The organism is Mesorhizobium sp. L-2-11 (assembly GCF_016756595.1).
Taxonomy (GTDB): Bacteria; Pseudomonadota; Alphaproteobacteria; order Rhizobiales; family Rhizobiaceae; genus Mesorhizobium.
Map to the genome: position 1 here is coordinate 2,089,929 of NZ_AP023257.1, position 23,956 is coordinate 2,113,884.

A 23,956-nucleotide genomic window follows, 5' to 3' on the forward strand; every position below is an offset into this window, starting at 1 on the left:
GCGTCCTTTGCGCGCCCGCTGAACGCGCGGCGCTGTGGCGGGGCGGGATTTCAGTCGAACAGGCTCGACACCGATTCTTCGGTCGCCGTGCGCGAGATCGCCTCGCCCATCAGGTCGGCGATCGAGACGACGCGGATGTTGCTGGCGTCGAGCACCGCCTGGGTCGGCTGGATGGAATCGGTGATGACCAGTTCCTGCAGTTTTGAGGCGCCGATGCGGGCGATGGCGCCGCCGGACAGAACGCCATGGGTGGTGTAGGCGGTGACGCTGGTGGCGCCGGCGGCAAGCAGCGCATCGGCCGCATTGCACAAGGTGCCGCCCGAATCGATGATATCGTCGATCAGCAGGCAATCCTTGCCGCGCACGTCGCCGATGACGTTCATGACTTCCGATTCGCCGGGGCGCTCGCGACGCTTGTCGACGATGGCAAGCTGGGCATCGATGCGCTTGGCGAGGGCGCGGGCGCGGACCACGCCGCCAACATCCGGCGACACGACCATGACATTGGCCAGCCGCTTGTATTTCGCCTTCACGTCACGGGCCATGACCGGCACCGAAAAGAGATTGTCGGTCGGGATGTCGAAAAAGCCCTGGATCTGGCCGGCGTGGAGATCCAGCGTCAAGACACGATCGACGCCAGCGCGCGTGATCATGTTGGCGACCAGCTTGGCCGAGATCGGCGTGCGGCCTGAGGCGCGGCGGTCTTGCCTTGCATAGCCGAAATAGGGAATGACCGCGGTGATGCGCTTGGCCGACGAGCGCATGAAGGCATCGATCATGATGAGCAGTTCCATCAGGTGATCGTTGGTCGGGAACGAGGTGGACTGCAGGATGAAGACATCCTCGCCACGCACATTCTCCTGTATTTCGACGAAGATTTCCTGATCGGCGAAGCGCCTGACGCTGGCTTTACCCAGCGGGATGTTGAGATAGCGGGCGACCGCTTCGGCCAGCACCCTGTTGGAATTGCCCGCGAAAAGCTTCATGCACCGTTCCTGGTGAAGGATGGAGACTCTGGCAGACTCTCTTGAGCCCCTTAGTCGGGGCTTTTAGCGGCCCGTGCCGGTATTGCAAGCGTCGTGATCGGAATCCGCCGGCTAATCTCAACAAACATGAACGGCGAGGAAAGCCGGCAACATGTCAGCCGGCCGGTCACCCCGCTTGACCGCCAAGCCATGTGGCAAACTGGTCGATCGTCTGGTCGGCGATCGCCTGCATGGTCTCCGGCGCGACCGCAGACCAGCCTTCGCCATTGTTGACCGAGGGCGCCTTCTGCTGGCCATTGATGCGATGCAGCCGGTTGCCTGCCGGGTCATAGACGTCCCAGACATAGATGACGGTGGTATCCTTGCCTTCCGACATCGTCGAGAAATAGCCTTTCAGCACGTGCGTCGGGGTCTGGCCGGCACTTCCCGCCAAGGTGATGCCGCGCTGCTTGGCTCGCGTCTGAAGCTGCGCGGTCAATGGTGTCGCGGCTTCCACCGAGGCGCCGACGATCGGCGCCACCTGCAGACGGGTGCGTGCGATGACGGCGGCGCTCTTTGCCGGCAGCTCGGTTGCGGGCTGCGCAGGGGCGGAAGGCTGTGTTGTCGCGGAAGGCTGTGCCGTGGCGGAAGGCTGGGCGGTGGTTGGAGGTGCGGTGGGCGTTGCAGCCGTGCCGCTTCCCGGTGTTGGCACGGTCTGCGTCGACTGCGGGGCGATGGCCGAGGGTTCGAGAACGTCCTTCGCGTTGGTGCAGGCGGCCAGCGTCAGCGCCGCGAGCAATGACACGGTCGTCGCATGCGATCGCCTCATTTGCCTCAAAACTCCTTGGCGATGAACGCCCCTTGCATTCTTACCATTATGGATTCATTGCACAATCAAGTCGAGATCATGGCGGGACAGCGGCTTCGGCTGCGATTCAGTCGTCAGATAGGTGCGGCCAAGTGTCATTGCCGTCTCGGTTTCCGAGTCCATGATGATCATGTGGGCGAACAGCGTCATGTTTGGCGCGATCGATTCGGGATTGCCCTGATAGAACATCGGCATGTCCATCCATGATGGGGTGAAGCGGGCGCCGAGCGAATAGCCGCAGGCGTTGAGCCGGTGCTTGGTCAAATTGTGCGCTTCGAGCGTACGGGCATGCGCGTCGAACACGTCGCCGAAGGTATTGCCGGGTGTCATCGCCTTTTCGACCGCCAGAAGTGCAGCGCGCGCAGCTTCGAACAGTTCCTGATGACGTTTCGACACCTTGCCGGTCAGCACGGTGCGCATCATCGCCGCATGGTAATGGTGGAAGACGCCGGCCCATTCGAGCGTCAGCTGGTCGTTCTTGCTCAGTTTGCGGCGGCCGGTCTTGTAACGGCAAAGCAATGCGTCCACGCCAGAGCCGATGATGAACTCGTTGGCCGGATAGTCGCCGCCGCCGGCAAAGATCGCGCCCTGCATGGCGGCAAGGATCAAGGCTTCGTCGCCACTCTGCTTGATCAGCGGCAGGGCCGCGTCCAGAGCGTCGTCGGCGAGATTTGCGGCCTTTTCCACCTTGGCGATTTCGGCCGGGCTCTTGAACAGGCGCAGCCGGCTGACGATGCCGGACGCGTCGGCGATCTGGCCGAAGGTCTGCAATTGCTCGTCCAGGCGCCGGCCATTGTAGGCGGTCAGGCCGTGGGTGTCGTATTCGACGCCGATGCGGGCGCCGAGCAGGTCGAGGTCGTTGAGCAAATTGCGCAGGTCGATCGCCGGATTGGCGCCGTCGCGATCGGTCCACAGCACGATGTTGTCGATGATCGAGGTGTGGCGCGCCTGGCGCAGATCGGCCGAGCGCGTGAGCAGGATCATCGAGCCGTCTGCCTTCACCACCAGGCACTGGAAGAAGCAGAAGCCGAACGTATCGTAGCCTGTCAGCCAGTACATGCTCTCCTGCGCAAACAAAAGGACGGCATCGAGCTTCTTCTCGGCGATCTCGATCATCAGCCGATCGCGCCGCGCGTCAAACTCCGACCGTTCGAAATGCAGCGCCATTATTCTGTCTCCAAAACGATTGCCGAAATCTGCCGCCCGTAATCCGGCTCCTTGCGATGGGTGCTGCGCCGGTAGGAATAAAACAGATCCTCCTCGGCGTAGGTGCAGCGGCCGAGCCCATCGGCGGTGATGCCGGCCCGGCTCAGCCGATCGACCGTATAGCGGTTGAGGTCGAACATTGCATGTCCCGGGTTCGCGGAGGGCGCGAAATAGCTGATGTTGCCGGCGTCGGCCTCGACGAAGCGGGCGACGAATTCCGGGCCGACCTCATAGTTTTCCGGGCCGATGGAAGGGCCGAGAACCGCAACGATGCGCTCGCGCCGGGCGCCGAGGCTTTCCATCGCCGCAATGGTGTTTTCCAGCACGCCTGACAAGGCGCCCTTCCAGCCGGCATGGGCTGCGCCGACGATTCGCGCCTCCGCATCGGTGAACAGCACCGGTCCGCAATCGGCGGTCGAGGCGCCAACGGCGATGCCCGGCCGGTCGGTGACGACGGCATCGGCCTTGGGCCGCTCGCCGGAAAAGGGCTGCCTGGCGATGACGACGTCGGGGGAATGGATCTGGTGCGCGGTCAACAGATGGCTTGCCGGCACGCCCATCCAGTCGGCGACGCGGCGGCGGTTCTCGGCGACCTGCGTCTGGTCGTCGCTCGAGCCGGTGCCGATGTTGAGGCCCTGATAGATGCCGCTGGAGACGCCGCCGACGCGGGTGAAATAGCCGTGGCGAATGCCTTGCGCCCGCGCTTTCTCCAGCAAGGGCGACCGAACGGGATCCGGTTTGGTCTGATTCAGCATGGCTGCGTTGTTGTCCGTGAGAGCGATTTCGTCAAGCGACAGTCGAAAGATGGCGACAGTCCAAAGATGGCGACGGTCGGAAGGCGGGAGAGTGGGAGAGGCGGCAGCGAAAAGTCAATCCGCCGTTGCAAAAGGCGGAACGGCGACGCCGGCGGGCAGGACGGCAAGCACCTTGAACAGGTCGCCCATGGCTTGCGGACCGGCGAGGCGTTCGACCTCGCCTGCAATCCTTTCGCGAGCCGCCTCATTGGCATTGGCGCCGAGCTGACCAGCCCGTTCGAGAAGCCCCATTTCCACCAGGAATTCGCCTTGCGTGGAGAGATGGGCATCAAGGCCATGCGCCCGCACAATCGCGGCAAGCGCGGCGAAATCGACATGGGCGGTGAGATCGGCCTCGCCCGGATTGGCCAGCACATCTTCGTGATCGTGCCTGCGCAAGGCCTGCAACGTGTCGCCGACCCCTGGCTGGAGATAGCCATAGTCGAGAAACAGACCGGCGCCGCCGAGCCCGGCCAATCGCTCGGCGATGCTCGCCATCAGCGCGGCTCGGGCCGGCGCGACCTCGACAATCGCGCCCTGTGGCGCGTTTTCGGCATCGTCCGGCAACAGCGTCGGATCGACCGAGCCGGCGCCGACGAAGAAGTGCAATTCGTCAGCGCCATCGAGGCCGATCATCCGTTCGCGCCAGCCTGTACCGGTGCGGACGAACTGGCGGATCGGCACTGCGTCGAACACTTCGTTGCCGACGATGAAAAGCGGGGTCTGCGGCAAGGTGTCGATGCTTTCGTGCCAGCCGATCGTGGCAGGCGTGGCGGCAAGCGTTTGCTTCTGGACGTCTGCAAGCCGCGGGCTGGTTTCAATCATGGCGAACGATGCGCCGGCGGTCAGTGCCGGATCGAGCCGCGCAAGCGTGCGCAGCATGTCCTTCATCAGCGTGCCGCGGCCGGGACCGATCTCGGCGATGGTGGCCGGCATCGGCCGGCCGGTGGCCAGCCAGGCCTCGTAGAGCCAGACGGCGATCAGCTCGCCGAACATCTGGCTGATCTCCGGCGCGGTGACGAAGTCGCCGGCAGCCCCGAACGGCTCGCGCGTCGTATAGTAGCCGTCCAGCGGATCGAACAGGCAAAGCGCCATGTAGTGGTTGACGGGGATCGGCCCCGCCGCAGCGATCAGCTCGACAATGCGGGTTTTCAGCCGTGTCATACCGGCTGTGGCTGCGTAACCGGCTTCGCGGTCGCCATCGCCCAGATGCCGGCCAGCAGCATCGGCAGCGACAGCACCATGCCCATCGTCAGCCAGCCGGTGCCGAGGAGGTAGCCGAGCTGCTGGTCGGGCTCGCGGAAGAATTCGACAAGGATGCGCGACAGGCCGTAGCCGGCGATGAAGGCGCCGCCGACGAAGCGCGGCGTTTTTAGCTTGAGCCGGGAATGGGTGAGGAAGCGCAGGACCAGGAACAGCACCAGGCCTTCGAGCAGCGCCTCGTAGAGCTGGCTCGGATGGCGCGCAAATGGCCCGCCATTGGGGAATTCGACCGCCCATGGCACGTCGGTCGGCCTGCCCCAGAGTTCGGAGTTGATGAAATTCGCCACGCGGACGAGGCCAAGGCCGACCGGCACGCCGGCCGCCACCACGTCGAACAGCGACCATGTGCGGATGCCGCGCGACCAGGAAAACAGCGTCATGGCGAGGATGACGCCGAGCAGCCCGCCATGGAAGGACATGCCGCCCTGCCAGACGGCAAGGATATCGAACGGTTGAGCGATGTAGCGCGGCAGGTCGTAAAACAGCACGTAGCCGGTGCGGCCGCCAAGCACCACGCCGATGGCCGCCCAGACGATGAAATCGTCGAGATCCTCGGCCTTCATCGGCACGGTGCCGTCGGGCCAGAGCTTGGCATTGGTGACGAGCCGCTTGGCATACCACCAGGCGAAGAGAATGCCGACGATGTAGCCGACGCCATACCAATGCACCGCCAGTGGCCCGATCTGGACGATGACCGGGTCGATATTGGGGAAAGGCAGGGCGGCCAACGGCAGCATAAGATACTCGCTCAACAGGATCTCCCGGTTGCGATCACGTTCGGGCGCGGACCATGCGGCAGGGTTTTGACGGGGTCAAGGCGACCTGGATGCTATCACTCCCAGGGAACAGGATGGCATCAAGGTCCAAACGTTCTTGCATTCCGCGCCGCGCGCCACTACGTCAAATTGAGCAAGCGAGGATTTGCCATGTCGACTGGACCGAACCGCATTCTCGATGAATTCGCCAAGCTGATGACCGACGCTGCGGGTGCCGCGCAAGGCGTGCGCCGCGAAGTGGAAACCGCCTTCAAAGGGCAGGCCGAGCGCATTCTCAATTCGATGGACCTGGTGCAGCGCGAAGAGTTCGAGGCCGCCCGCGACATGGCGGCGAAGGCCAGGGAAGAAAACACCCGTCTGGCTGCGCGCATCGAGACGCTTGAGGCAAAGCTCGCCGAATTGACCGGACAGCCCGCGCCTGCGGCTGCGGCAAAGCCCAGGTCAAAAAAATAACGTTAAACTTTTCCACAAAGCACAATCGCAAAAAGCGCTTTGTCGTGAATCGCTTACCGGCATTGCGTGAATCTTTGTGACAGCGGCTTTCCACATGCGAATGACGCAGTGCGAAAAATTGGGCTGGTCACGCGACTCCCGATCAATAGACTGAATTTGTTGCATGATTCGGAGCAGGGTCATGCGGCCGGGCGGTGGGTCCGGTCTGGGGTCTTTGCGTTGACGAAGTCCCGGCCGTCCGAGTTCTAGACAAAATTGTTCGTTGTGCGTGCCCCCGCCTGGCCGAGGCGAAGGAACGACAGGAAGCATTCATGGAACTTCTCGAACTCGAATTCTCGCGCGAAATCCATCCGGTGGATGTTATCGAGCAGGTGGCGCACAACAACGACTGGTCATTCGAACGGGCCGGCGACGACGAGATTTCGATTTCGGTTGCCGGAAGCTGGACCGACTACCACGTCTCATTTTCCTGGATGGAGGATTTCGAGGCGCTGCATCTGGCCTGCGCTTTCGACATCAAGGTGCCGGAGGCGCGCGCGCTCGAAGTGATGCGGCTGCTTTCGCTGATCAACGAGCAGATGTTGTTCGGCCATTTCGACCTCTGGGAGCAGGAGGGCGCGATCATGTTCCGCCAGTCGCTGCTGCTCGCCGGCGGGGTCGAGCCGTCGAGCCAGCAGGTCGAGGTGCTGTTGTCGTCGGCGCTGGAAGCCTGCGAATGCTATTTCCAGGCGTTCCAGTTCGTCGTCTGGTCGGGAACCTCGGCCAAGGATGCGCTGGCCGGCGTCCTGTTCGAGACCTACGGAAACGCCTGAGCCAGGACCTGAACCTCGATGAGTTCGAGCAGCCAGCGCAAGCCCGAGATCAGCTTCGCCGATTTCGACCGTGTCGACATTCGCGCCGGCACGATCATCGAGGCCGAGCCGTTTCCGGAGGCGCGCAAGCCGTCGATCAAGCTGAAGATCGATTTCGGCGCTGGCATCGGGGTGAAGAAATCGTCGGCGCAGATCACCAAATATTATACGCCCGAGACGCTGATCGGCCCCTTCATGTCGGAAGTGCTGACGCTTGGCTTTCCCGACGAAGAGGGGGCGGTCGTCCTCGGTGCGATCGAACGCAGGGTGCCTGACGGCGGCCGACTGTTCTAGCTTCGTCATCCACGGGCGGAGCGGGCGCGAAGCCGACGCCGCTTACCTGGCCTGGGACGCTGCGTTCAACAAAGCAGACGCGAAGGCGGTTGCGGCGTTCTACACTGACGACGCGATCTTCCTGCCCGCCACCCATGACATCATCAAGGCGCCCGGACGGGGTCGAGAAATTCTTTGGCGGCCTCTTCAGCATGGGAGTGACAGGCCACAAGCTCGAACTGATCGAAGCAGAAGGTGACGGCAACCTGCTGTTTGGCACGGCGAAATGGTCGGCCAAGGGTAAAGACGCCAAGGGTGCGGATCAGCCGTGGGAGCAGCCTGAAACTCCGGCTGCACACCTTCAACTGATCAACGGCGTTCTCTGCTTCCAAAGGGAGGGTCCTCTACCGGGTCGCTGCCCCGGCTATGCCTACCCTCTATGCCTGCCACATCGTCGAGCGCAGAACGGCCTGCATGTGCTCTTTGAGGTCGAGCTCGCCGCGCGCTTCGACCTTCAGTAGATACTTTGCCTTGGCCCGCCGATCGGCTTCGCTGACAGCGGGATAGGAGCAGACAGCCACCAGCGCTTTTTCTTCAGCCCGGCTAGCCCTGGCACAGTCGCGGCCGCTACTGCCCCTTTCGTGGACGGCCCTGCCGAACGCCGCGTACGTTGCCCTATGCGCTTCGATCAATGCCCGCAGTTCGCGCGATGGTACCTGGTTCCGTCGCTGCGGTTCCCTGGCGATGGCCGTTCCGACAACGGTTGAAGTGATCACGGCGCTTGCGGAATTGAGGATCAAGGTGCGGCGGTTGACCCTGGACATGGCGAACTCCTGGCACTGTGCTGGCTGTGGGACCGCGCCCAGCTGCACGCCCACCATAGCATCACGGGCAGCCGAATCCTGTCAGGAGGTTCAGTCCAGGCATAAGCGAGATGTCGGGAGGCCATCCGCATCACGAGCACGGTCGTGCCGTCGCCGATGCCTTTGGTGCAGCTCGCCGCCTCAGCCCAACAAGTTCTTCACCGAAGGGGCCGCTCGCAGGTCACGGAATGGATCCTCGGGTCTGCGCGTCGGCTTTGCCGCCGCTTCGCCCGTGGATGACGAAGGGTGGTGTCAGTTTTCGCTGGGTGCCCAGCGCCTCTCCAACCGTCTCCAGGAACATCTCCGCGCAGGCTTTCCAGCTATAGCGCATTGCCCGTTGGCGCGCTTCGGCGCGGTCGACATCGAGCGCGGCGAGCGCGGCCTCACGCAAATCGTTCGACACCGCTCCGCCGACGCCGTCGCCGACAATGTCGATTGGCCCGGTCACCGGATAGGCTGCGACCGGCGTGCCGCTGGCCAGCGCCTCGATGATGACATTGCCGAACGTGTCGGTGCGGCTGGGAAAGACGAAGACATCGGCAGAGGCGTAGATTTCGGCCAGTTCGTCGTTCGGGCGGTGGCCAAGAAAGTGGGCATCGGGGTATCTTGCCCTAAGCCTGGCCAACTCCGGTCCCTCGCCGACGACCACCTTGCTGCCGGGCAAATCCAGGTCGAGAAAGGCGGCCAGATTCTTTTCGATCGCAACGCGGCCGACGCAGAGGAAGATCGGTCGTTTGATCCCCATATCCTTCTTCTTGTCCGGCCGGAAATGGTCGGTATCGACGCCGCGCGTCCATGGCCTGAGCTTGGTGAAGCCGCGCGCCGCCAGATCGTCCGCCAGCGATTGGGTGGCGACCAGCGTGCCTTGTCCGGAATTGTGGAAATCGCGAAGCCAGCGATAGGCCCAGGCTTCCGGTATCGGCAGCCGCGCGCTCAGATATTCCGGAAAGCGCGTGTGATAGCTAGTCGTGAACGGCCGGCCTGCCTTGCGGCAATAGCGCCGCGCCATGATGCCGAGCGGGCCCTCGGTGACGATATGGATATGATCGGCATTGCGCGCTTCGATCAGGCGCGCGACGTGGCCTGGCGTCGTCAGCGCCAGCCGGATGTCCGGGTAGGTCGGCAGCGGCAAGGTGCGAAAGATGTTCGGGGTCAGGAAGTCCGTCTCGACGTCGAAGGATTTCAGGGTTTCTGAAAGTCGTTCCAGCGTATGGACGACGCCGTTGACTTGCGGGCGCCAGGCGTCGGTGACCATCAGGATGCGCATAGCAGGCCTTTGCTTGAAAGGTCGTCGGTTTCCTTGATGCGGGGCCGCGAGGCCGAATCAATCAGGATCACGCGCTTCATGCGCGCTCTTCAGCATGGTTTCATGACGGGCCGATGAAGGCAGTGCGTCCAATTGGACGCACTTCGCGTGGGTTCAAATTGTAGAGCGTACTTTGTGCGTCCAAGGAGGCACGTCGCTCTAATCAGGCCGGGACCTTGATGACGGCGCGCAAGCCGCCGAGCGGGCTCTTGTCGAGCATGATGTCGCCGCCATGGCTGCGGGCGATGTCACGTGCGATGGCAAGGCCAAGGCCGGTGCCGCTGGCGTCGAGATTGCGGGCCTCGTCAAGCCGCACGAAAGGCTTGAACACGTGCTCGCGCTTTTCGGGCGGAATGCCCGGACCGTCGTCGTCGATGGTGACGAGCAGCGTGCCGCGGCCGTGGTTGGCGTTGATCTCAACCGTCTTGGCATAACGGAAGGCGTTGCCGACGACATTGGACAACAGCCGGGCAAAGGCGTGCGGCCGCACATGCACATTTGGATCGCCGGCGAGCGCGGTCGACAGCTTGCGCTTGCGCAGCGTCGCCTCCTCGCCGAGCTTGTCGAAATAGGCTTGAAGGTTGAAACGGCCGGCGTCTTCCGTTGCCTCGCCGCGGGCAAAGGCGAGGTAGCCTTCCAGCATGGACTGCATGTCGTCGATGTCCTGGCCGAGCGCCTCGGTGTCGGCCTTGGTCCCGGTCAGCGCAAGCTGCAGCTTGAAGCGGGTGAGGATGGTTCTCAAATCGTGACTGACCCCGCTCAGCATGGCGGTGCGCTGTTCGAGCTGACGTTCGATGCGTTCGCGCATCTGGATGAAGGCAAAGCCGGCGCGGCGAACCTCCTCGGCGCCGCGCGGACGGAAATCGAGCGGCATCGGCCGGCCCTTGCCGAAACTTTCGGCGGCCTCGGCCAGCGTCAGGATCGGCCGGATCTGGTTGCGCAGGAATGGGATGGCGATCATCAGCAGCACCAGCGAGGTGCCGACCATCCAGATCAGGAAAATGTGCGTGTTCGAGGCATAGGCCTGGCTGCGGCGCACGAAGGCGCGCAGCACCTTGCCCTCGAGTTGGACGCGGACTTCGATGATATTGGAATTGCCGACCGTATCGATCCAGAACGGACGGTTGATCTGATGGGTGATCTCGGACGAGAGAATTTCGTCGAGGATCGAGAAGAACGGCTTTGGACCGGGCGCCGGAAGCGGATCGGGCGGCAGCAAGTCGATCTTCAGCTGCATGCGATCCTGCGCGATGCGGATGATGTTGGCGTAGTCGGCGTCGTTCGGATAGGTTTCGACCAGGTCGACAATCGCCGCAATGTCGCGGACCGTGGCCTGCGACAGGCGCTGCGTCACGGTCTGCCAGTGGCGTTCCATGAAGACAAAGGCGAGCACCGATTGCAGCAGGATCATCGGCGCGATGACGATGATCAGCGAGCGGGCATAGAGCCGCTTCGGCATGTAAAGCGAAACGAGGCGCCAGAACCGTTTCCAGGCAAGCGGCACCGCCTTCAGCGCCCGCCTGGCGCGAGCGCTCAAGCCGCGATCTCCCGGCCGTTCCAGTTGCGTGGTCGCCATTCGCCCTTTTTGCTCATCCGCAGCTCCTCGACAAGGGGCTGCGGGCGGCAGTCTATTCCACGCTGAGCCGATACCCAATACCGCGCACGGTCTGCAGCCAGACCGGATTGGACGGATCGCGCTCGATCTTGCGGCGCAGCCTGTTGATCTGGACGTCGATGGTGCGCTCGCCGACTTCGGACTCGTCGCCGACAAGTTCATGACGCGGTATCGTTTCGCCGGCCCGCGCCGCGAAGATCGCCAGGATCTCCTGCTCGCGGTCGGTCAGCTTTAGAGCCTCGCCGCCGCGCTTGAGCTCCCGCCTGGCGATCTGGAACGTGTAAGGCCCGAAAACCAGCTGCTCGACCTTGGGCGTCGTCGCCGGACCGCCGCGGCGCAAGATGTTGTTGATGCGCAGGATCAGTTCGCGGGGATCGAAAGGCTTCGGCAGATAGTCGTCGGCGCCGGCCTCGAGCCCGGTGATCCGGCTGTCGGTCTCGGAGAGCGCGGTAAGCATCAGAATCGGCACGTTCTTGGTTGCCCGCAGCGCCTTGGCGAGGTCGACGCCGGTTTCGCCTGGCATCATGATATCGAGAACCAGCAGATCGAAATCGAGGCCGGCGAGCTTGCGCCGTGCTTCGCCGGAATTTCCGGCAACGGTGACGCGAAAGCCGTTTTCGGTCAGATATTGTTTGAGAAGATTGCGGATACGGGTATCGTCATCAATCACCAGCAGATGCGGCGCATCGTCGTCCGGTGCTGCCGGTTGATCAACCCTTTCAATGGTCTCCATGGCTTTTCCCTGACGTTTTTGTGAGCACAATGTCGATCTGCGCCCTTAGTTCCGGATTGACCATCGCTTCCAGGAAGCGCTCGATCAAGGCGCGTTCGGTGGCTCCGGAATCTTCCAATGCAGCATGGATGCGGCGTGACTGTGGCCGTGCCAGCGCCAGTGCCAGGGCGCGGCCCTTGGCTGTCGGATAGAGCTCGCGCTGGCGGCGGTCGCGCGGACCCTGCAACTGGACGATGTGGTCGGTATCGATCAGTTGCTTGAGCACGCGCGCCAGGCTCTGCTTGGTGATCTTCAGCACGTCGAGGAGTTCGGCGACCGTCAGGCCCGGCCTGCGATTGACAAAATGCAGGACCCGGTGATGGGCGCGGCCAAAGCCATAGTCGGACAGGATCTGGTCCGGATCGGAGGTAAAATCGCGATAGGCGAAGAAGAACAGTTCGATGATGGCAAAGTCGATGCCGTCCTCGTCGGTGATCGCCGTCCTGATCGGTTTTCCGGCTGGGTGGCTGCGATCCGTCATCTTTTCTCCGTGCGAAAGGGAAATTATGTCAGTACTATTGACGTAATTTCCCGGCAATGGTAATTTTTGACAAGCTTTTCGGCGGATTGCGAACGAAAAGGCAAGGGAAAGCCGATTTTCCGGAACTTCCTGTGTTTGCCAGACCTTATATATCCGCCTACGCTTCGAGATACCGGCCGCCCGGTGCGGCTGACAAGAAACGCGCAACGACACAATGATGTGCGGGCGGCCGCCCGCGGGAGGTTACCATGGCATCCGTTCCCTTTGACCAAATGGACGGCTTTATCTGGATGAACGGCGAGTTCGTCCAATGGGTCGACGCCAAGATCCACGTGCTGACCCATGGCCTGCACTACGCCAGCGCGGTGTTCGAGGGCGAACGCGCCTATGGCGGCGAGATTTTCAAGCTGACCGAACACAGCGAGCGCCTGCACGAATCGGCACGCCTGCTCGGCTTCAAAATTCCCTATTCGGTTGCCGAGATCGACGACGCCTGCCGCACGCTGTTGAAGAAGCAGGGTTTTCAGGATGCCTATGTCCGGCCGATCGCCTGGCGCGGCAGCGAACAGATGGGCGTCTCGGCGCAAAACAGCCGTATCAACTGCGCCATCGCCATCTGGCAGTGGCCGAGCTATTTCGATCCGGCACAGAAGCTGAAGGGCATCCGTCTCGATCTGGCCGAATGGCGCCGCCCCGATCCGCGCACCGCGCCGTCGAAATCGAAGGCTGCCGGCCTCTACATGATCTGCACCATGTCCAAGCATGCCGCCGAAGCCAAGGGCTATGCCGACGCCATGATGCTCGACTGGCGCGGCCAGGTTGCGGAAGCGACCGGCGCGAATATCTTCTTCGTCAAGGACGGCAAGATCCACACACCCACCCCCGATTGCTTTCTCGACGGCATCACCCGCCGTACAGTCATTGATCTTGCCAAGGATCGCGGCTTCGAAGTGATCGAGCGCACCATCATGCCGGAAGAACTCGAAGATTTTCAGCAGTGCTTCCTCACCGGAACGGCGGCCGAGGTGACGCCCGTTTCTGAGATCGGTCCATACCGATTCGAGGTGGGCGAAATCGCCAAGACTCTGATGAACGACTATTCTGCGGCCGTTCAACCCAAGCAGGCGATTGCCGCAGAATAACGATAGTCACAACTTTTTTTATAAGTAGGGGCGGTTTTCGGGCCGCCCCTTTTATTTAAGCGCTTCTGCATTTGACTTTGGTCCAGTTCGGCGTCTCATGATGCTGCCGGCCCGGGAGGCTGGCAGCTATGGAGGGACTGTTAATATGGACATGAACACGCTTCTTCAGATCATTGTTCAGGTGATTATGGGTGTCATTGGTGGCCAGGCGGTGGGCGCGGCGCTCAAGACAGCGGCAATGGGGCAGCTTACCAAAATCCTCGGCGGCGCGCTTGGCGGCGTCGGCGGTGCGGCCATCCTCGGCAGCCTGCTCGGCGGCGGCACGATCGATCCGGCTGCGGCCGCAGCGGCAACGGGCGGATTGGGCAGCGCGCTGAACGTGCAGAACATCCTCGGCGGTGCCGGTGGTGGCGCCATTCTGACGGCCATCATCGGCGCGGTCATGAACGCGACGAAGAAGTAAGCCTGGCGGTTTCGGGCTTTTGCGTGGGCGGCTTCGGCCGCCCATTTCATTTGTGCGTTGTCGCGACAGCCGGATGCGGTGGACGACGTTCGCGTGTGTCTCTAAATCAGAAGCGACACAGCGAAAGGACGATCAATGGGTCAGCTCAACGCCGGCATCGTGCCGGTCACGGCCTTCCAGCAAAACTGCACCATCCTCTTCGACATGGACGACAGGCAAGGCGTTGTCGTCGATCCCGGCGGTGACATCGACAAGGTGCTGGCAGTGCTCAAGGACAATGCGATTAATGCCGGCGCGATCTGGATCACGCATGGTCACATCGACCACGCCGGCGGCGCCATGGAGTTGAAGGAGGCGCTTGGCATCGAGATCATCGGTCCGCACGAGGCCGACCGCCCGTTGCTTGCCAATCTCGAGAAGCAGGCGAAACATTACGGCATCACCGATCCGGTGCGCAACTGCGTGCCCGACCGCTTTCTCGGCGAAGGCGATACCGTCTCGTTCGGCCAGCACGCGTTCGAAGTCCTTCATTGCCCTGGTCACGCGCCCGGCCATGTCGTCTACTATAATCGTGCTGCGAAGTTCGCCCATGTCGGCGACGTGTTGTTCCGCGGTTCGGTCGGGCGCACCGACCTGCCGGGCGGCGACCACGCCGCGCTGATCGCCTCGATCAAGGACAAGCTTCTGCCGCTCGGCGACGACATCGGCTTCATCTGCGGCCATGGTCCCGGCGGTCGCTTCGGCGAGGAGCGCCGGAGCAATCCATTCCTGATTTAAACGCGTCGTGGCTGCGGAGCCTCACGCGACGCGCATAATGCCGACAAAAAAAGCGCTGGCCTTGCGGACAGCGCTTTTTTTGCGGGCAGGGAAGCCTCAGTTCGCGGTGCAGAAATGCTGTTCGCCGTCATAGCCGGTGAACGTGCCGGTGTGGGCGTTGAAAGACCGATAGCGATCCGAACAATATTCATACCAGCCGCGGGTCCACGGCTCGGCATAGCCGTCATTGTAGACGACCCGCGGTTGCTCGTAGTAGCGGCGCACCGGAGCGGGCCGTGGATAGCGACCATAATCGTCATAGCCGGGGTCGTAATAGCTGGGCTGCGGGTTGTTGAGCGCACCAACGATCAGGGCGCCGGCCGCGAGACCAAGGACGCCTGCCGCGATCGCATCGCCATTGCCACGATGGTGGTGCCGGTGGCGCCAGTCACCAGCGCTGGCCGCCGGCAAGGTCGCGAGCGTGGTTGCAACAATCGCGGCGGACAGGACGGCGGTCTTGAAAATTCGATTCATCTCGGTCTCCTTCATGCCGGCCCAGGGTAATCTTGGGATGCGGTCCGGCTTTACCGAAGATCAATAGGCGACCGTGGCTGAACGGGGGCTGAACGAGATTGGCGGGCTGGGACCTGTCGATTTATCGGTCAGGGGCATGGCGCAAGGCACAAATTCGATCAGGCATGGCGCAAGGCACAAATTCGATCGGGCATGGCGCAAGGCACAAATATCGTACGCTCAACAAGGAGCGGGCTGCGCAGCGGACCGCCAGACGCTGTCTCGAGCTCGGCTCAGCTGATCGACAGGTTGACGGCTTTCGGACCCTTGCCGCGCTTGTCCGGCTCGGTGTCGAATGTTACCTTCTGCCCATCCTCAAGACCGGGAAGACCCGACGCCTGCACGGCCGAAATATGGACGAAGACATCCTTCGCGCCATCATCCGGCGTGATGAAGCCGAAGCCTTTGGCATGATTGAAGAATTTGACGGTGCCGGTCTGCGGCATGGGAAGCTCCTTTGATCCCATCAAGTCCAGTCTCGGGCCGGCAAATGCCCGAGTGGAAATTTGTCGTTTATTTTAGCGCCATCGGCAAGAGAAAGTTTTGCGAGCAGTGGCTTGCCGCCCCGCCACAAAAAAGGCGCGACGAAACCGCCGCGCCTTCGAAACTCGGGTCCGGCGCTGAAAGCCGGTTCAAGGCCTCTGAAGGGGCCTCGGGCTTATTGCTGGCACCTCTGGCCTGGCACCTCGCCTGGCACGTCCGGGCGGACATGCGCGCCGACAACTCAGTCGGCGCGGAGATTGACCGCCTTCGGTCCCTTGCCCATGCGGTCGGGCTCGACATCGAACGTAACCTTCTGGCCATCGACGAGCGTGCGCAGGCCCGAAGCCTCGATCGCGGAGATGTGGACGAACACATCCTTGGCGCCGTCATCTGGCGTGATGAAGCCGAAGCCTTTGGTAGCGTTGAAGAATTTAACGGTGCCGGTCTGGGCCATTGGGGAAACTCCTTCACCCGTGTCAGTCTTTGTGGTTTGCCCGCCGCCTGACGCCGTGGGCAAGTCCCGGTGGTTGCTTCGGCAGTCATGCATTGGCGCATGATTAGAACCCCCGCCGAAAAACGGGGCCGTCAGAGATTCACAGTATCGGGGAAAGGTCGTCCAAAACGTTCCGCTCTCCGGGTCGCAAATGCCCGAACACAAAATTTATCGCACGGAAACTCGATGGTTGCAAGGTAGCGCCAACGACCGCTCTTGGACGCATTCGCACACATGGCATCGACAAAGCGGGGGTGCTCACCCGGTGGTCACAAGCCATAGCCCGGCCCTCGCGCATGGTCCAGCCGGCTGGGAGCCTGCAAACGGGGTTGCATTCGGCGGGTGGAATGGCGAGGATCGGCTTCATTTTCGCGCATGCCGTTGTCCCAAACCGCTTCGCACTCTCGGGTCAGAACCCCGTGGGCATATGCTTTGGGTGACATGCATTGGAGCGGGGGCTCGGCGGAGGTCTGGTGATGAAATTTCTTGCGGCAATCTTCTCGCGACAGGGTTTTGCCATCCTGTTGCTGTCGCCTGTTCTTGCAGCCTGTACCGCGGTGGTGGTGGAGGAGGACGGACCGGGGTACCGCCCGCCTCGGCCCGAGCCGCAATTTTGCACCAGACAATATGATCCGGTCTGCGCCCGGCGCGGTGGCGACCGCCAGACCTTCGCCAATGCCTGCCTTGCCGAGCGGGCCGGATATCGCATCATCAGCGGCGGCCAGTGCCGCGACGATGGCGGTGATGGAGAGCAGACATTCTGCACGCGCGAATACCGCCCGGTCTGCGCCCGCCGCGGCAGCGCGTTGCGCACCTTCCCCAACGCCTGCGAAGCTCGCGCCGCCGACTATCGCATCGTCGGCGATCGTCCCTGCTGAGAGGCTGGTTTCATCCCCGTCTCCGGGCGGGGAGGGGCTCATCCGGTGAACATGGTGGCGACGGTAGATGGGGGCTAGCTGTTTGGATCGTCGGCCACTTCGAGATTGTCTTCCGTGGTGACCCGCTCATGAGTCTCCTCGTCGCTGCGGATGCGGTATTGCGGCGAGCCGTCCTTGACCGGCAGCCTGCTTTTGATCTGGAACAGCTCGGCGGTCTTCTGAACAAGGCCGGTGCGGCTCTTCATGCGAACGGTCTGGCCGATCGCGAAAAGATGCGCAGGCGTGTCGGTGCGCGGGCGCGCGTTCTGCTGGAAGCGGATCATGCGGCATTCTCCTGGTCGCGCCTCAGCGCGGTTTCGAGTTCGGCGAAGTCGATGGCGACCAATTGGCTGGTCCGGCTTTTCACCGTTCTCGCCGGCAGATGGATGAAGGTGGCGACACGGCGCCAGGCAAGCCACGAGATGCCATCGACAAGCTCCTCATCGTGGTCGATGTCGTAGTCGCCGGCCGGCAATTTTCCTTCCAGGCCGCCGAGCATAAAGGATGCCTCGAAATGCGCGATGGAATGGGTAGTTCGGCCAGACATTCTCGTGCCTCGAAATGCGTTTTGGATCCGATAAGATGGTGCCCGCTTCGCGGCACCGGGACTTAAGGTCGTGGGTCCCCTGTTCGGCAATTTGGGTATCGGCGATCTGGAATGAGTTTGGCGGGTCGAGAACTTCTGACGCCGCGAGATGCCAAGCTTGGCCCAAAAAACGATCTCAATTCACTAATCCAAAATTGCGGTTTATTCAAGAAGATTCCGGTCCGTCGCCCACCTTGTCGTAAAATTACTTTTCTAGGGCTATTTGGGAAATGGTGATACGATCCGGAAACTTCACAAGAATTGTTTGAGGTTGTGCCGGAAAAATTAATCCCGGCATCGATTTTATTTACATCTGAAAGGAAAAACCATGGTTTCCGTGAAAACACCTGATGGTTCGGCCGTAACAGTCAAGCCGATTGTTAAGCAGGTCGTCGGGCCTGCGAAAGTCATGTCGGCACGGCTGACGATACGAAGTGACGAGGCAGCAAGGCGCAAGATCGCCGATACCGACGGCACGCTGCGGCGGGCCAGACAGGTTGCGGAGACCAACCGTCTGATCTGACATGGCCCGGCCATGAACCCAGGATTTCCGGCAAGCTGGCCTGCGGACCCTTGATCCTGCCGCGCCGATGGCCTAGATCGCGGCAGGCGGACAAAACACGGCAGGTTTCCCATCAACAGAGATCCGAGAAGACCGGCAGGCGCGGGCGGCAATTTCGGCTCAGGCGGACAGCCGCCGCTGGGGCTCGACCAGCGCGTGCAGCAGGCACTGCAATTGCATCAGGCGGGGCGCCGGCAGGAAGCCGAGATGCTCTACCGGCAGGTGCTGGCGCAAAAGCCCAATCATGCGGCGGCGGCCCATTTCCTCGGTTTGCTGCTGCACCAGACCGGGCGCAGCGCCGAAGGACTTGATCTGCTCGAACAGTCGGTGCGCCTGCAGCCCAAGAATCCAGATTTCCTCAACAATCTCGGCACGGTGATGCGCGACCTCGGCCGTGTCGGTGCAGCCGTCGATTTCTTCCGTGGCGCGGTGGCAATCCGGCCGGACCAACTCGCGGCGCGCGACAATCTCGGCTCCTTGCTGAAGCAACTCGGCCAGTTCGAGGGCGCGGAGGCGATTTTTCGCGGCACCATCGGTCGCAACCCGTTCCATGTTCGCGCCCGCATTGGGCTTGCCGAAACGCTGCAGGAGGCTGGGCGGCTCGACGAGGCGCTCGCCGTCTTCCGCGAAGCATTGGCAATTCGGCCGAAGGACGCCGACCTGCTGCACGGTCTCGGCGTCGGGCTTATGGAGAAGGGCAGGCTCGCAGAGGCAGCAGAGCATTTCCGGCAGGCGCTGGCGGTCGATCCCGGCATGGCAAGGGCCTGGCTGATGCTCACCCAGGTCAAGCGCCAGCAGGAGCGCGACGCCGAGCTTGCCGGGATGGAGGCGCAGCACGCCAAGGCGCCGGAAGGCAGCCTGGCGCGCATGCAGCTTTCGTTCGGCCTCGGCAAAGCCAATGACGATCTGAAGGATTATGGCCGCGCCTTCGATTATTTCGCCGAAGGCAATGCCATCCGCCGCACGGGCATCGAATATGATGCGGACAAGACACGCGCCGAATTCGGAACGATGAAGGCGGTGTTCGACAAGGCCTTCTTCGACAAGCACCGACCGAGCGGCATCGCCGACGACACGCCGATCTTCGTCGTCGGCATGCCGCGCTCCGGCACCACGCTGGTCGAGCAGATCATCGCCAGCCATCCGCAGGTCTATGGCGCGGGCGAGCTCGGCATTTTGAAGACGGCGGTGGGAAAACAGTTTCCGCCTGGTATGAAGGGCGGTTTCCCCAGCGGCATCGCCGACATGCCCGACAAGGCCTTTGCCGAGGCAGGCCAGGCCTATCTGGACCTTCTGCACACCCGCTATCCGGGGTTCCGGCATGTCACCGACAAGATGCCCGGCAATTTCCTTTTGGTCGGCTTCATCCATCTGATGCTGCCCAAGGCCAAGATCATCCATTGCGCGCGCGACGCGGCGGCGACCTGCCTGTCGATCTACAAGGTGCATTTCCGCGGCGACAGCCACCGCTACGGCTACGACCTCGGCGAACTCGCCGATTTCCACAATCTCTACACCGACATCATGGCGCATTGGCGCACCGTTCTGCCCGATGTCGTGCATGATGTGCGCTACGAGGATTTCGTCGCCGATCAGGAAGGGCAGACGCGGGCGCTGATCGCCCATCTCGGCCTGCCATGGGACGATGCGGTGCTGTCGTTCCATGAGACCGACCGGCCGGTGCGCACGGCGTCTGCGGCGCAGGTGCGCCAGCCGATGTACCAGGGCTCGGTCGATCTGTGGAAGCGCTATGGCGACCGGCTCAAGCCACTGCTCGACCGGCTGGCGTAATGCATTTGCGGGCCTACAGCTCGACGAAGGGCTGAAAGCCGCCGAAGATCATGCGCTTGCCGTCGAATGGCATTGTCGACCAATCGCCTTTCAGCCGCTCATCGGCCATCACCTTGGCCATGACCGCATCGCGGCTTTCTCGCGATTCATAGACGGCCCATGAGAAGACGACAATTTCGTCATCCTTGGCCTGCACGGCGCGCGGAAACGAGGTGACCTCGCCATAGGGCACGTCGTCGCCAATGCATTCGACATAGGCGAGCGCACCATGCTCTTTCCAGACGATGCCGCCCATTTGTGCCATTTTCTTATAGGCATCGAGCTTCGCCTTGGGCACGGCAAGTACGAAACCATCGACATAGGACATTTTGTTTCTCCTTGGGTTGCTGGATTCTTCCTTCTCCCCTTGTGGGAGAAGGTGGATTGGCGCGCAGCGCCAAGACGGAAGAGGGGTGCTGGACGGAGTGCCGTCGGTGCCAAGCTGGAACACCCCTCATCCGACCGGTTCGCGGCCACCTTCTCCCACAACAAGGGGAGAAGGACAAAATAAGCTACGCCGCCTTCACCGGCGCGTTCATCGCCCACTCCACGCCGAACGGATCGCGCATGTTGCCCCAGCGATCGCCCCAGAACATCACTTGCAACGGCATCACTTCCTGGCAACCGGCATCGATGGCACGCTTCCACCAGGCGTCTATGTCGTCGCTGCCGAGATGCAGCTGCATGGTGAAGCCCTGCGGCTTCACCGGGGCCATTCCGTGCTCGGGATAGAAATCGGAAATCATCAAGGTCGAACCGTTGATGTGGAGATGGATGTGCATCGTCCGGCCCTGCTCGTCCGGCGGGTAGAAGAAGACCTGCTCGGCACCGAAGGCCTTCTGATAGAATTCCGAAGCCTTGAAGGCGCCGTCCAACTGAAGGTAGGGCGTCAATCCGCCGAGGACTTTCGCTTTAGGCTGGGTTTGGGGCTGGTCGTTCATCTCTTGCTCCTCTCTGCGTTTGGTTTGACCTTGCGGACCACAGGACGAATGAAGCGGAGGCGATCCTACACGTCAGATGCATTTTTTAATGCCGAGACCAGATGCGCCGGGCCGTCGGCGGTTGGAAATAACCCTGGGCGACGCGCAAGGCTTGTGACGGCGCCGCTGCGGCCGGTTGGTCTCTTCATCTTACCTCGGATCATCTTGCCTCAGACAGGGAGATTGCAATCCGGCGGCTGTTTTGCGCGTCGACGACGATCTCGGGCCAGCCGATGTCCTTGCGCAGCTCGATCGGCAATGAAAGCAGGGCGCGCTCGCTGCGGTAACGGGAGCGAGCCGCCGAATAACGGGTCGCTATGCGACCAACGGATGACAGAATGGACATGATGCTCTCTCCTCGATTGGCGCCGGCATCACCGTGTCGGCAACCCAAGGACGTGGCGCGCGACTATCATCCGACAGGACTGGCGGAATTTTTTTGGCGCAGGACCGGATTTACTCCGCCGTCGATGATCTCAAGCAGCTTCCATCTGCTCGATTGCGTCGAGTTCGGCCTTCTTGGCTTCGCCCTCTACCGCGAGATCGTAACTGGATTGCATGTTCATCCAGAACTGCGGCGTTGTTCCGAAGAACTTGGCAAGGCGCAGCGCGGTGTCGGGAGTTACCGGTGTCGTCTCGCTGGCCAGGCGCTCGAGGCGCGTGCGTCGAACATGCAGCTTTTTGGCCAGCGTGTAAGGCTTCAGACGAAGCGGAACAAGAAATTCCTCTCGACAGATCTCTCCGGGATGGATCGGGGTGTCAAAGTGCAACATGATAAGCTCCTGGCAGTGAGCGGTTGACAACGGTTAATTTCGACGGCGGTGGCTATGCTCCCCCTTCTCCCCTTGTGGAGAAGGTGGCCGCGAAGCGGTCGGATGGGGGTGCTCCAGCTTGGCGCCGGCGGCCCTTCGGCCAACACCCCCTCAACCGTCTTGGCGCTGCGCGCCAATCCACCTTCTCCCGCAGACAAGGGGAGAAGGTAAGATTGAGCTTCCGCCCCGTCCACCCACCGAAAGCAGACGCGGAACTGATCTGCTTCAACCTGCCGTCACGGCGACCTCCCGGAAGAAATCTTCCGGGCTGTCGATCTCGGCAAGCCGCCGCTTCTCGATCAGCCAGAAATGGTTGCCGATCGCCCTGATGAAGGAGCGGTCGTGCGATGCCAGCACGCAGCTCGCCTGATGGCCGAGCAATTCCGCCTCCAGCGCCTCCTGGCCGTCGATGTCGAGATGGTTGGTCGGCTCGTCGAGCAGATAAAAATTGGGATTGGCGAGCCTCAGCGCCAGCATCATCAGCCGCGCCTTCTGCCCGCCCGACAGCACCGCGATCCTGCGCTCCTGCATGTCGATGCCGACGCCTGCACCGGCGAGCAGCGAGCGGGCGCGCTGCTCGCCGACATCGAATCTGCGCGAGAGCATCGCCAGCGGCGTGTCGTCGCCGCTGATATCAGACAATGCCTGATCGCTGTAGCCGAGCACCGTCGACGGCGTCACCTTCACGCCTTGCGCCGCGGTCTCCGGCTCGACGATGGCCTTTCTGACCAGGCTGATCAGCCGCGACTTGCCCACGCCGTTCCTGCCGAGCAGCACGATGCGGTCGCCTTGGCAGATGTGGCGCTTGCCGGTCCTGAACAGCAGCGTGCCGTCAGGCGTTTCGACCGCCACGTCGTCGAGCGTGATCAGCACCTTGGCATGGGTGCCGCGATTGGCGAGCTTTATCGCGCCCGCCGATTTTTCGCGGTGCGCCGGCGCTGCGACCTCCTCAATGCGCTGGGCGCGCTGGTTGAGCTGCTTGGTCTTGACCGTTAGGAGGTCACTGCCCGAATTGATGCCGATGTTGTTAAGCTTGGCAGCCTGCCGGCGCAATTGCTGCGCCACCTTCATGTCGCGCTGGAATTTTCGGTCGGCCGAGGCGTCGGCTTCGCTCAACGCATCGCGCGCCCGCGAATAGGGCAGCGAGAATACCGGCGACTGTTCGGGGCGCAGGAACAGCGTCCGGTTGGTCGTTGCATCGAGGAACGCCCGGTCGTGGCTGGCAATCACCACCGGCACCTCGCGCGGCAGCGCATTCAACCAGGTTTCGAGCTGACTGATCTTGGCGAGGTCGAGATGATTGGTCGGTTCGTCGAGAAGCAGGACGTCGGGATCGGTGACCCAGACGCGGGCGATCAGCGCCAGTCTTTGCCAGCCGCCGCTCAAGGCCCGCATCGGCCGCTCGCGCATCGGCTGCGGCACATCGAGCGAAGCGAGAACCAATTCGACGCGCCATTGGAACGGCTTGCTCGACATAGCCGATCCGCAGGCCGCGCGTGCGGGTGATGTCGCCTGATGTCGGCTCCATCTCGCCGGTCAAGCATTTCAGCAAGGTGGACTTGCCGCGGCCGTTGGCGGCGACGATGCCGAGCCGGTCGCCGTTGCCAATGCTGAGGTCGAGTTTGGAAAAGAGCGGCGCACTCATGGTGACGCCGAGGGATTTGAGGCTGATCAGGGCCATGTTGGTTTCTCTGGTCTGCCCGGAATGAATTCCGGTTCGATGCACTTTTACGGTGCGCAGCCGGGCCAGCAGGCTCGGCGTTGCAGCACCACGAAGGGCAGACCAAGAAAATCGAAGCGGGAGAACCCGGACCGTCTCTGGTTAGCCCTGCAAGCAAGCTCGCAGGGCACAGACAGGGCCGCGCTGACGGTG

Annotated in this window: 29 protein-coding genes and 2 pseudogenes; 10 read left to right on the top strand and 21 right to left on the bottom strand. The window is 62.3% G+C overall.

The genetic code is table 11. From position 1 onward, the window contains the following. Window positions 1-50 precede the first annotated feature (50 nt). The 6 genes from JG739_RS10000 to lgt all read right to left on the bottom strand — a co-directional run bounded on the left by JG739_RS10000 (window position 51) and on the right by lgt (window position 5,848). Window positions 51-986 carry a ribose-phosphate pyrophosphokinase gene (locus JG739_RS10000; RefSeq protein ID WP_023799890.1) on the bottom strand — a complete coding sequence of 312 codons (936 nt, stop codon included), beginning with the start codon at window positions 984-986 and terminating at the stop codon, window positions 51-53. A 166-nt stretch (window positions 987-1,152) separates the two neighbouring features. Beyond that, window positions 1,153-1,794, bottom strand: coding sequence for a hypothetical protein (locus tag JG739_RS10005; RefSeq protein WP_202366316.1), 642 nt, complete (start codon window positions 1,792-1,794; stop codon window positions 1,153-1,155). A gap of 54 nt (window positions 1,795-1,848) precedes the next feature. Next, window positions 1,849-3,000: a M24 family metallopeptidase gene (locus JG739_RS10010; RefSeq protein WP_202366317.1), complete on the bottom strand. Its 1,152-nt coding sequence runs from the start codon at window positions 2,998-3,000 to the stop codon at window positions 1,849-1,851. Next, window positions 3,000-3,794, bottom strand: a complete 795-nt coding sequence (gene pgeF, locus JG739_RS10015) for a peptidoglycan editing factor PgeF (RefSeq protein ID WP_202366318.1) — start codon at window positions 3,792-3,794, stop codon at window positions 3,000-3,002. Before pgeF ends, JG739_RS10010 begins: the two co-directional genes overlap by 1 nt. A gap of 114 nt (window positions 3,795-3,908) precedes the next feature. Further along, window positions 3,909-4,997, bottom strand: a complete 1,089-nt coding sequence (locus JG739_RS10020; RefSeq protein ID WP_202366319.1) for a class I SAM-dependent methyltransferase — start codon at window positions 4,995-4,997, stop codon at window positions 3,909-3,911. Next, window positions 4,994-5,848 (bottom strand): prolipoprotein diacylglyceryl transferase, encoded by an 855-nt coding sequence (gene lgt / locus JG739_RS10025; RefSeq protein WP_202366320.1) that lies wholly within the window; start codon window positions 5,846-5,848, stop codon window positions 4,994-4,996. Before lgt ends, JG739_RS10020 begins: the two co-directional genes overlap by 4 nt. A 174-nt stretch (window positions 5,849-6,022) precedes the next feature. Here lgt and JG739_RS10030 point away from each other — a divergent pair, with 174 nt between their 5' ends. The 4 genes and pseudogenes from JG739_RS10030 (at window position 6,023) to JG739_RS35265 (ending at window position 7,818) form a co-directional block, all read left to right on the top strand. Continuing rightward, on the top strand, window positions 6,023-6,325 hold the full coding sequence (locus JG739_RS10030) for an accessory factor UbiK family protein (protein ID WP_202366321.1): 303 nt from the start codon (window positions 6,023-6,025) through the stop codon (window positions 6,323-6,325). Window positions 6,326-6,636: 311 nt separating this feature from the next. Next, complete coding sequence (locus JG739_RS10035) at window positions 6,637-7,137, top strand: YbjN domain-containing protein (RefSeq protein WP_006202532.1); 501 nt, start codon at window positions 6,637-6,639, stop codon at window positions 7,135-7,137. 18 nt (window positions 7,138-7,155) lie between these two features. Further along, on the top strand, window positions 7,156-7,470 hold the full coding sequence (locus JG739_RS10040; protein WP_202366322.1) for a tRNA-binding protein: 315 nt from the start codon (window positions 7,156-7,158) through the stop codon (window positions 7,468-7,470). Then, window positions 7,448-7,818: pseudogene (locus JG739_RS35265) on the top strand (YybH family protein). The gene JG739_RS10040 and the pseudogene JG739_RS35265 overlap by 23 nt, the downstream one beginning before the upstream one ends. 68 nt (window positions 7,819-7,886) lie before the next feature. On the opposite strand, the gene JG739_RS10050 reads toward JG739_RS35265, so the two are convergent. From JG739_RS10050 to JG739_RS10070, 5 genes are all read right to left on the bottom strand, one after another. After that, window positions 7,887-8,273, bottom strand: coding sequence for a hypothetical protein (locus JG739_RS10050; protein ID WP_202366324.1), 387 nt, complete (start codon window positions 8,271-8,273; stop codon window positions 7,887-7,889). A 220-nt stretch (window positions 8,274-8,493) separates the two neighbouring features. Then, complete coding sequence (locus JG739_RS10055) at window positions 8,494-9,579, bottom strand: glycosyltransferase family 4 protein (protein WP_244749780.1); 1,086 nt, start codon at window positions 9,577-9,579, stop codon at window positions 8,494-8,496. Between the two features lie 202 nt (window positions 9,580-9,781). Continuing rightward, window positions 9,782-11,194 carry an ATP-binding protein gene (locus JG739_RS10060; RefSeq protein WP_202366325.1) on the bottom strand — a complete coding sequence of 471 codons (1,413 nt, stop codon included), beginning with the start codon at window positions 11,192-11,194 and terminating at the stop codon, window positions 9,782-9,784. 52 nt (window positions 11,195-11,246) lie between these two features. Next, a complete protein-coding gene (locus JG739_RS10065; RefSeq protein ID WP_036261013.1) occupies window positions 11,247-11,966 on the bottom strand; it encodes a response regulator in 720 nt (239 codons plus the stop codon). After that, window positions 11,953-12,486, bottom strand: coding sequence for a MarR family winged helix-turn-helix transcriptional regulator (locus JG739_RS10070; RefSeq protein WP_202366326.1), 534 nt, complete (start codon window positions 12,484-12,486; stop codon window positions 11,953-11,955). The genes JG739_RS10065 and JG739_RS10070 overlap by 14 nt, the downstream gene beginning before the upstream one ends. Before the next feature lie 248 nt (window positions 12,487-12,734). Between JG739_RS10070 and JG739_RS10075 the strand changes: the two genes are divergently transcribed. From JG739_RS10075 to JG739_RS10085, 3 genes are all read left to right on the top strand, one after another. Beyond that, entirely contained in the window at window positions 12,735-13,628 is an 894-nt protein-coding gene (locus JG739_RS10075) for a branched-chain amino acid aminotransferase (protein WP_202366327.1), read from the top strand. Window positions 13,629-13,773: 145 nt separating this feature from the next. After that, window positions 13,774-14,091, top strand: coding sequence for a hypothetical protein (locus tag JG739_RS10080; protein ID WP_027151066.1), 318 nt, complete (start codon window positions 13,774-13,776; stop codon window positions 14,089-14,091). 135 nt (window positions 14,092-14,226) lie between these two features. Beyond that, a complete protein-coding gene (locus JG739_RS10085; protein WP_202366328.1) occupies window positions 14,227-14,868 on the top strand; it encodes an MBL fold metallo-hydrolase in 642 nt (213 codons plus the stop codon). 96 nt (window positions 14,869-14,964) lie between these two features. Here JG739_RS10085 and JG739_RS10090 read toward each other — a convergent pair whose 3' ends face one another. The 3 genes from JG739_RS10090 to JG739_RS10100 all read right to left on the bottom strand — a co-directional run bounded on the left by JG739_RS10090 (window position 14,965) and on the right by JG739_RS10100 (window position 16,357). After that, a complete protein-coding gene (locus JG739_RS10090) occupies window positions 14,965-15,381 on the bottom strand; it encodes a BA14K family protein (RefSeq protein ID WP_202366329.1) in 417 nt (138 codons plus the stop codon). A gap of 272 nt (window positions 15,382-15,653) precedes the next feature. After that, complete coding sequence (locus JG739_RS10095) at window positions 15,654-15,866, bottom strand: cold-shock protein (protein WP_095807042.1); 213 nt, start codon at window positions 15,864-15,866, stop codon at window positions 15,654-15,656. 278 nt (window positions 15,867-16,144) lie between these two features. After that, a complete protein-coding gene (locus JG739_RS10100; protein WP_023799871.1) occupies window positions 16,145-16,357 on the bottom strand; it encodes a cold-shock protein in 213 nt (70 codons plus the stop codon). A 515-nt stretch (window positions 16,358-16,872) separates the two neighbouring features. Here JG739_RS10100 and JG739_RS10105 point away from each other — a divergent pair. Then, the gene (locus JG739_RS10105) at window positions 16,873-17,274 is read left to right on the top strand and encodes a Kazal-type serine protease inhibitor family protein (protein ID WP_202366330.1); all 402 of its coding nucleotides are present in this window, start codon (window positions 16,873-16,875) and stop codon (window positions 17,272-17,274) included. Window positions 17,275-17,348: 74 nt separating this feature from the next. Here JG739_RS10105 and JG739_RS10110 read toward each other — a convergent pair whose 3' ends face one another. Both JG739_RS10110 and JG739_RS10115 read right to left on the bottom strand, forming a co-directional pair. Continuing rightward, the gene (locus JG739_RS10110) at window positions 17,349-17,597 is read right to left on the bottom strand and encodes a hypothetical protein (protein ID WP_027151070.1); all 249 of its coding nucleotides are present in this window, start codon (window positions 17,595-17,597) and stop codon (window positions 17,349-17,351) included. Next, window positions 17,594-17,860, bottom strand: coding sequence for a hypothetical protein (locus JG739_RS10115; RefSeq protein ID WP_202366331.1), 267 nt, complete (start codon window positions 17,858-17,860; stop codon window positions 17,594-17,596). Before JG739_RS10115 ends, JG739_RS10110 begins: the two co-directional genes overlap by 4 nt. 367 nt (window positions 17,861-18,227) lie before the next feature. On the opposite strand from JG739_RS10115, the gene JG739_RS10120 reads away from it, so the two are divergent. Both JG739_RS10120 and JG739_RS10125 read left to right on the top strand, forming a co-directional pair. Continuing rightward, window positions 18,228-18,422 carry a hypothetical protein gene (locus tag JG739_RS10120; protein ID WP_202366332.1) on the top strand — a complete coding sequence of 65 codons (195 nt, stop codon included), beginning with the start codon at window positions 18,228-18,230 and terminating at the stop codon, window positions 18,420-18,422. 195 nt (window positions 18,423-18,617) lie between these two features. Further along, window positions 18,618-20,252 carry a tetratricopeptide repeat-containing sulfotransferase family protein gene (locus tag JG739_RS10125; RefSeq protein ID WP_202366333.1) on the top strand — a complete coding sequence of 545 codons (1,635 nt, stop codon included), beginning with the start codon at window positions 18,618-18,620 and terminating at the stop codon, window positions 20,250-20,252. Between the two features lie 13 nt (window positions 20,253-20,265). Here JG739_RS10125 and JG739_RS10130 read toward each other — a convergent pair whose 3' ends face one another. The 5 genes and pseudogenes from JG739_RS10130 to JG739_RS10150 all read right to left on the bottom strand — a co-directional run bounded on the left by JG739_RS10130 (window position 20,266) and on the right by JG739_RS10150 (window position 23,764). Beyond that, on the bottom strand, window positions 20,266-20,619 hold the full coding sequence (locus tag JG739_RS10130) for a DUF1428 domain-containing protein (RefSeq protein WP_202366334.1): 354 nt from the start codon (window positions 20,617-20,619) through the stop codon (window positions 20,266-20,268). A gap of 184 nt (window positions 20,620-20,803) precedes the next feature. Then, a complete protein-coding gene (locus tag JG739_RS10135) occupies window positions 20,804-21,232 on the bottom strand; it encodes a VOC family protein (protein ID WP_202366335.1) in 429 nt (142 codons plus the stop codon). 199 nt (window positions 21,233-21,431) lie between these two features. Beyond that, a complete protein-coding gene (locus JG739_RS10140; RefSeq protein ID WP_202366336.1) occupies window positions 21,432-21,617 on the bottom strand; it encodes a hypothetical protein in 186 nt (61 codons plus the stop codon). Between the two features lie 130 nt (window positions 21,618-21,747). After that, on the bottom strand, window positions 21,748-22,044 hold the full coding sequence (locus JG739_RS10145; protein WP_202366337.1) for a HigA family addiction module antitoxin: 297 nt from the start codon (window positions 22,042-22,044) through the stop codon (window positions 21,748-21,750). A 264-nt stretch (window positions 22,045-22,308) separates the two neighbouring features. Further along, window positions 22,309-23,764: pseudogene (locus JG739_RS10150) on the bottom strand (ABC-F family ATP-binding cassette domain-containing protein). Window positions 23,765-23,956 lie beyond the last annotated feature (192 nt).

Bases quoted from the DNA above. Each gene is read 5' to 3' on its own strand.
- JG739_RS10000 (WP_023799890.1), bottom strand. From the start codon at position 986: ATGAAGCTTTTCGCGGGCAATTCCAACAGGGTGCTGGCCGAAGCGGTC.
- JG739_RS10005 (WP_202366316.1), bottom strand. From the start codon at position 1,794: ATGAGGCGATCGCATGCGACGACCGTGTCATTGCTCGCGGCGCTGACG.
- JG739_RS10010 (WP_202366317.1), bottom strand. From the start codon at position 3,000: ATGGCGCTGCATTTCGAACGGTCGGAGTTTGACGCGCGGCGCGATCGG.
- pgeF (WP_202366318.1), bottom strand. From the start codon at position 3,794: ATGCTGAATCAGACCAAACCGGATCCCGTTCGGTCGCCCTTGCTGGAG.
- JG739_RS10020 (WP_202366319.1), bottom strand. From the start codon at position 4,997: ATGACACGGCTGAAAACCCGCATTGTCGAGCTGATCGCTGCGGCGGGG.
- JG739_RS10030 (WP_202366321.1), top strand. From the start codon at position 6,023: ATGTCGACTGGACCGAACCGCATTCTCGATGAATTCGCCAAGCTGATG.
- JG739_RS10035 (WP_006202532.1), top strand. From the start codon at position 6,637: ATGGAACTTCTCGAACTCGAATTCTCGCGCGAAATCCATCCGGTGGAT.
- JG739_RS10040 (WP_202366322.1), top strand. From the start codon at position 7,156: ATGAGTTCGAGCAGCCAGCGCAAGCCCGAGATCAGCTTCGCCGATTTC.
- JG739_RS10050 (WP_202366324.1), bottom strand. From the start codon at position 8,273: ATGTCCAGGGTCAACCGCCGCACCTTGATCCTCAATTCCGCAAGCGCC.
- JG739_RS10055 (WP_244749780.1), bottom strand. From the start codon at position 9,579: ATGCGCATCCTGATGGTCACCGACGCCTGGCGCCCGCAAGTCAACGGC.
- JG739_RS10060 (WP_202366325.1), bottom strand. From the start codon at position 11,194: ATGGCGACCACGCAACTGGAACGGCCGGGAGATCGCGGCTTGAGCGCT.
- JG739_RS10065 (WP_036261013.1), bottom strand. From the start codon at position 11,966: ATGGAGACCATTGAAAGGGTTGATCAACCGGCAGCACCGGACGACGAT.
- JG739_RS10070 (WP_202366326.1), bottom strand. From the start codon at position 12,486: ATGACGGATCGCAGCCACCCAGCCGGAAAACCGATCAGGACGGCGATC.
- JG739_RS10075 (WP_202366327.1), top strand. From the start codon at position 12,735: ATGGCATCCGTTCCCTTTGACCAAATGGACGGCTTTATCTGGATGAAC.
- JG739_RS10080 (WP_027151066.1), top strand. From the start codon at position 13,774: ATGGACATGAACACGCTTCTTCAGATCATTGTTCAGGTGATTATGGGT.
- JG739_RS10085 (WP_202366328.1), top strand. From the start codon at position 14,227: ATGGGTCAGCTCAACGCCGGCATCGTGCCGGTCACGGCCTTCCAGCAA.
- JG739_RS10090 (WP_202366329.1), bottom strand. From the start codon at position 15,381: ATGAATCGAATTTTCAAGACCGCCGTCCTGTCCGCCGCGATTGTTGCA.
- JG739_RS10095 (WP_095807042.1), bottom strand. From the start codon at position 15,866: ATGCCGCAGACCGGCACCGTCAAATTCTTCAATCATGCCAAAGGCTTC.
- JG739_RS10100 (WP_023799871.1), bottom strand. From the start codon at position 16,357: ATGGCCCAGACCGGCACCGTTAAATTCTTCAACGCTACCAAAGGCTTC.
- JG739_RS10105 (WP_202366330.1), top strand. From the start codon at position 16,873: ATGAAATTTCTTGCGGCAATCTTCTCGCGACAGGGTTTTGCCATCCTG.
- JG739_RS10110 (WP_027151070.1), bottom strand. From the start codon at position 17,597: ATGATCCGCTTCCAGCAGAACGCGCGCCCGCGCACCGACACGCCTGCG.
- JG739_RS10115 (WP_202366331.1), bottom strand. From the start codon at position 17,860: ATGTCTGGCCGAACTACCCATTCCATCGCGCATTTCGAGGCATCCTTT.
- JG739_RS10120 (WP_202366332.1), top strand. From the start codon at position 18,228: ATGGTTTCCGTGAAAACACCTGATGGTTCGGCCGTAACAGTCAAGCCG.
- JG739_RS10130 (WP_202366334.1), bottom strand. From the start codon at position 20,619: ATGTCCTATGTCGATGGTTTCGTACTTGCCGTGCCCAAGGCGAAGCTC.
- JG739_RS10135 (WP_202366335.1), bottom strand. From the start codon at position 21,232: ATGAACGACCAGCCCCAAACCCAGCCTAAAGCGAAAGTCCTCGGCGGA.
- JG739_RS10140 (WP_202366336.1), bottom strand. From the start codon at position 21,617: ATGTCCATTCTGTCATCCGTTGGTCGCATAGCGACCCGTTATTCGGCG.
- JG739_RS10145 (WP_202366337.1), bottom strand. From the start codon at position 22,044: ATGTTGCACTTTGACACCCCGATCCATCCCGGAGAGATCTGTCGAGAG.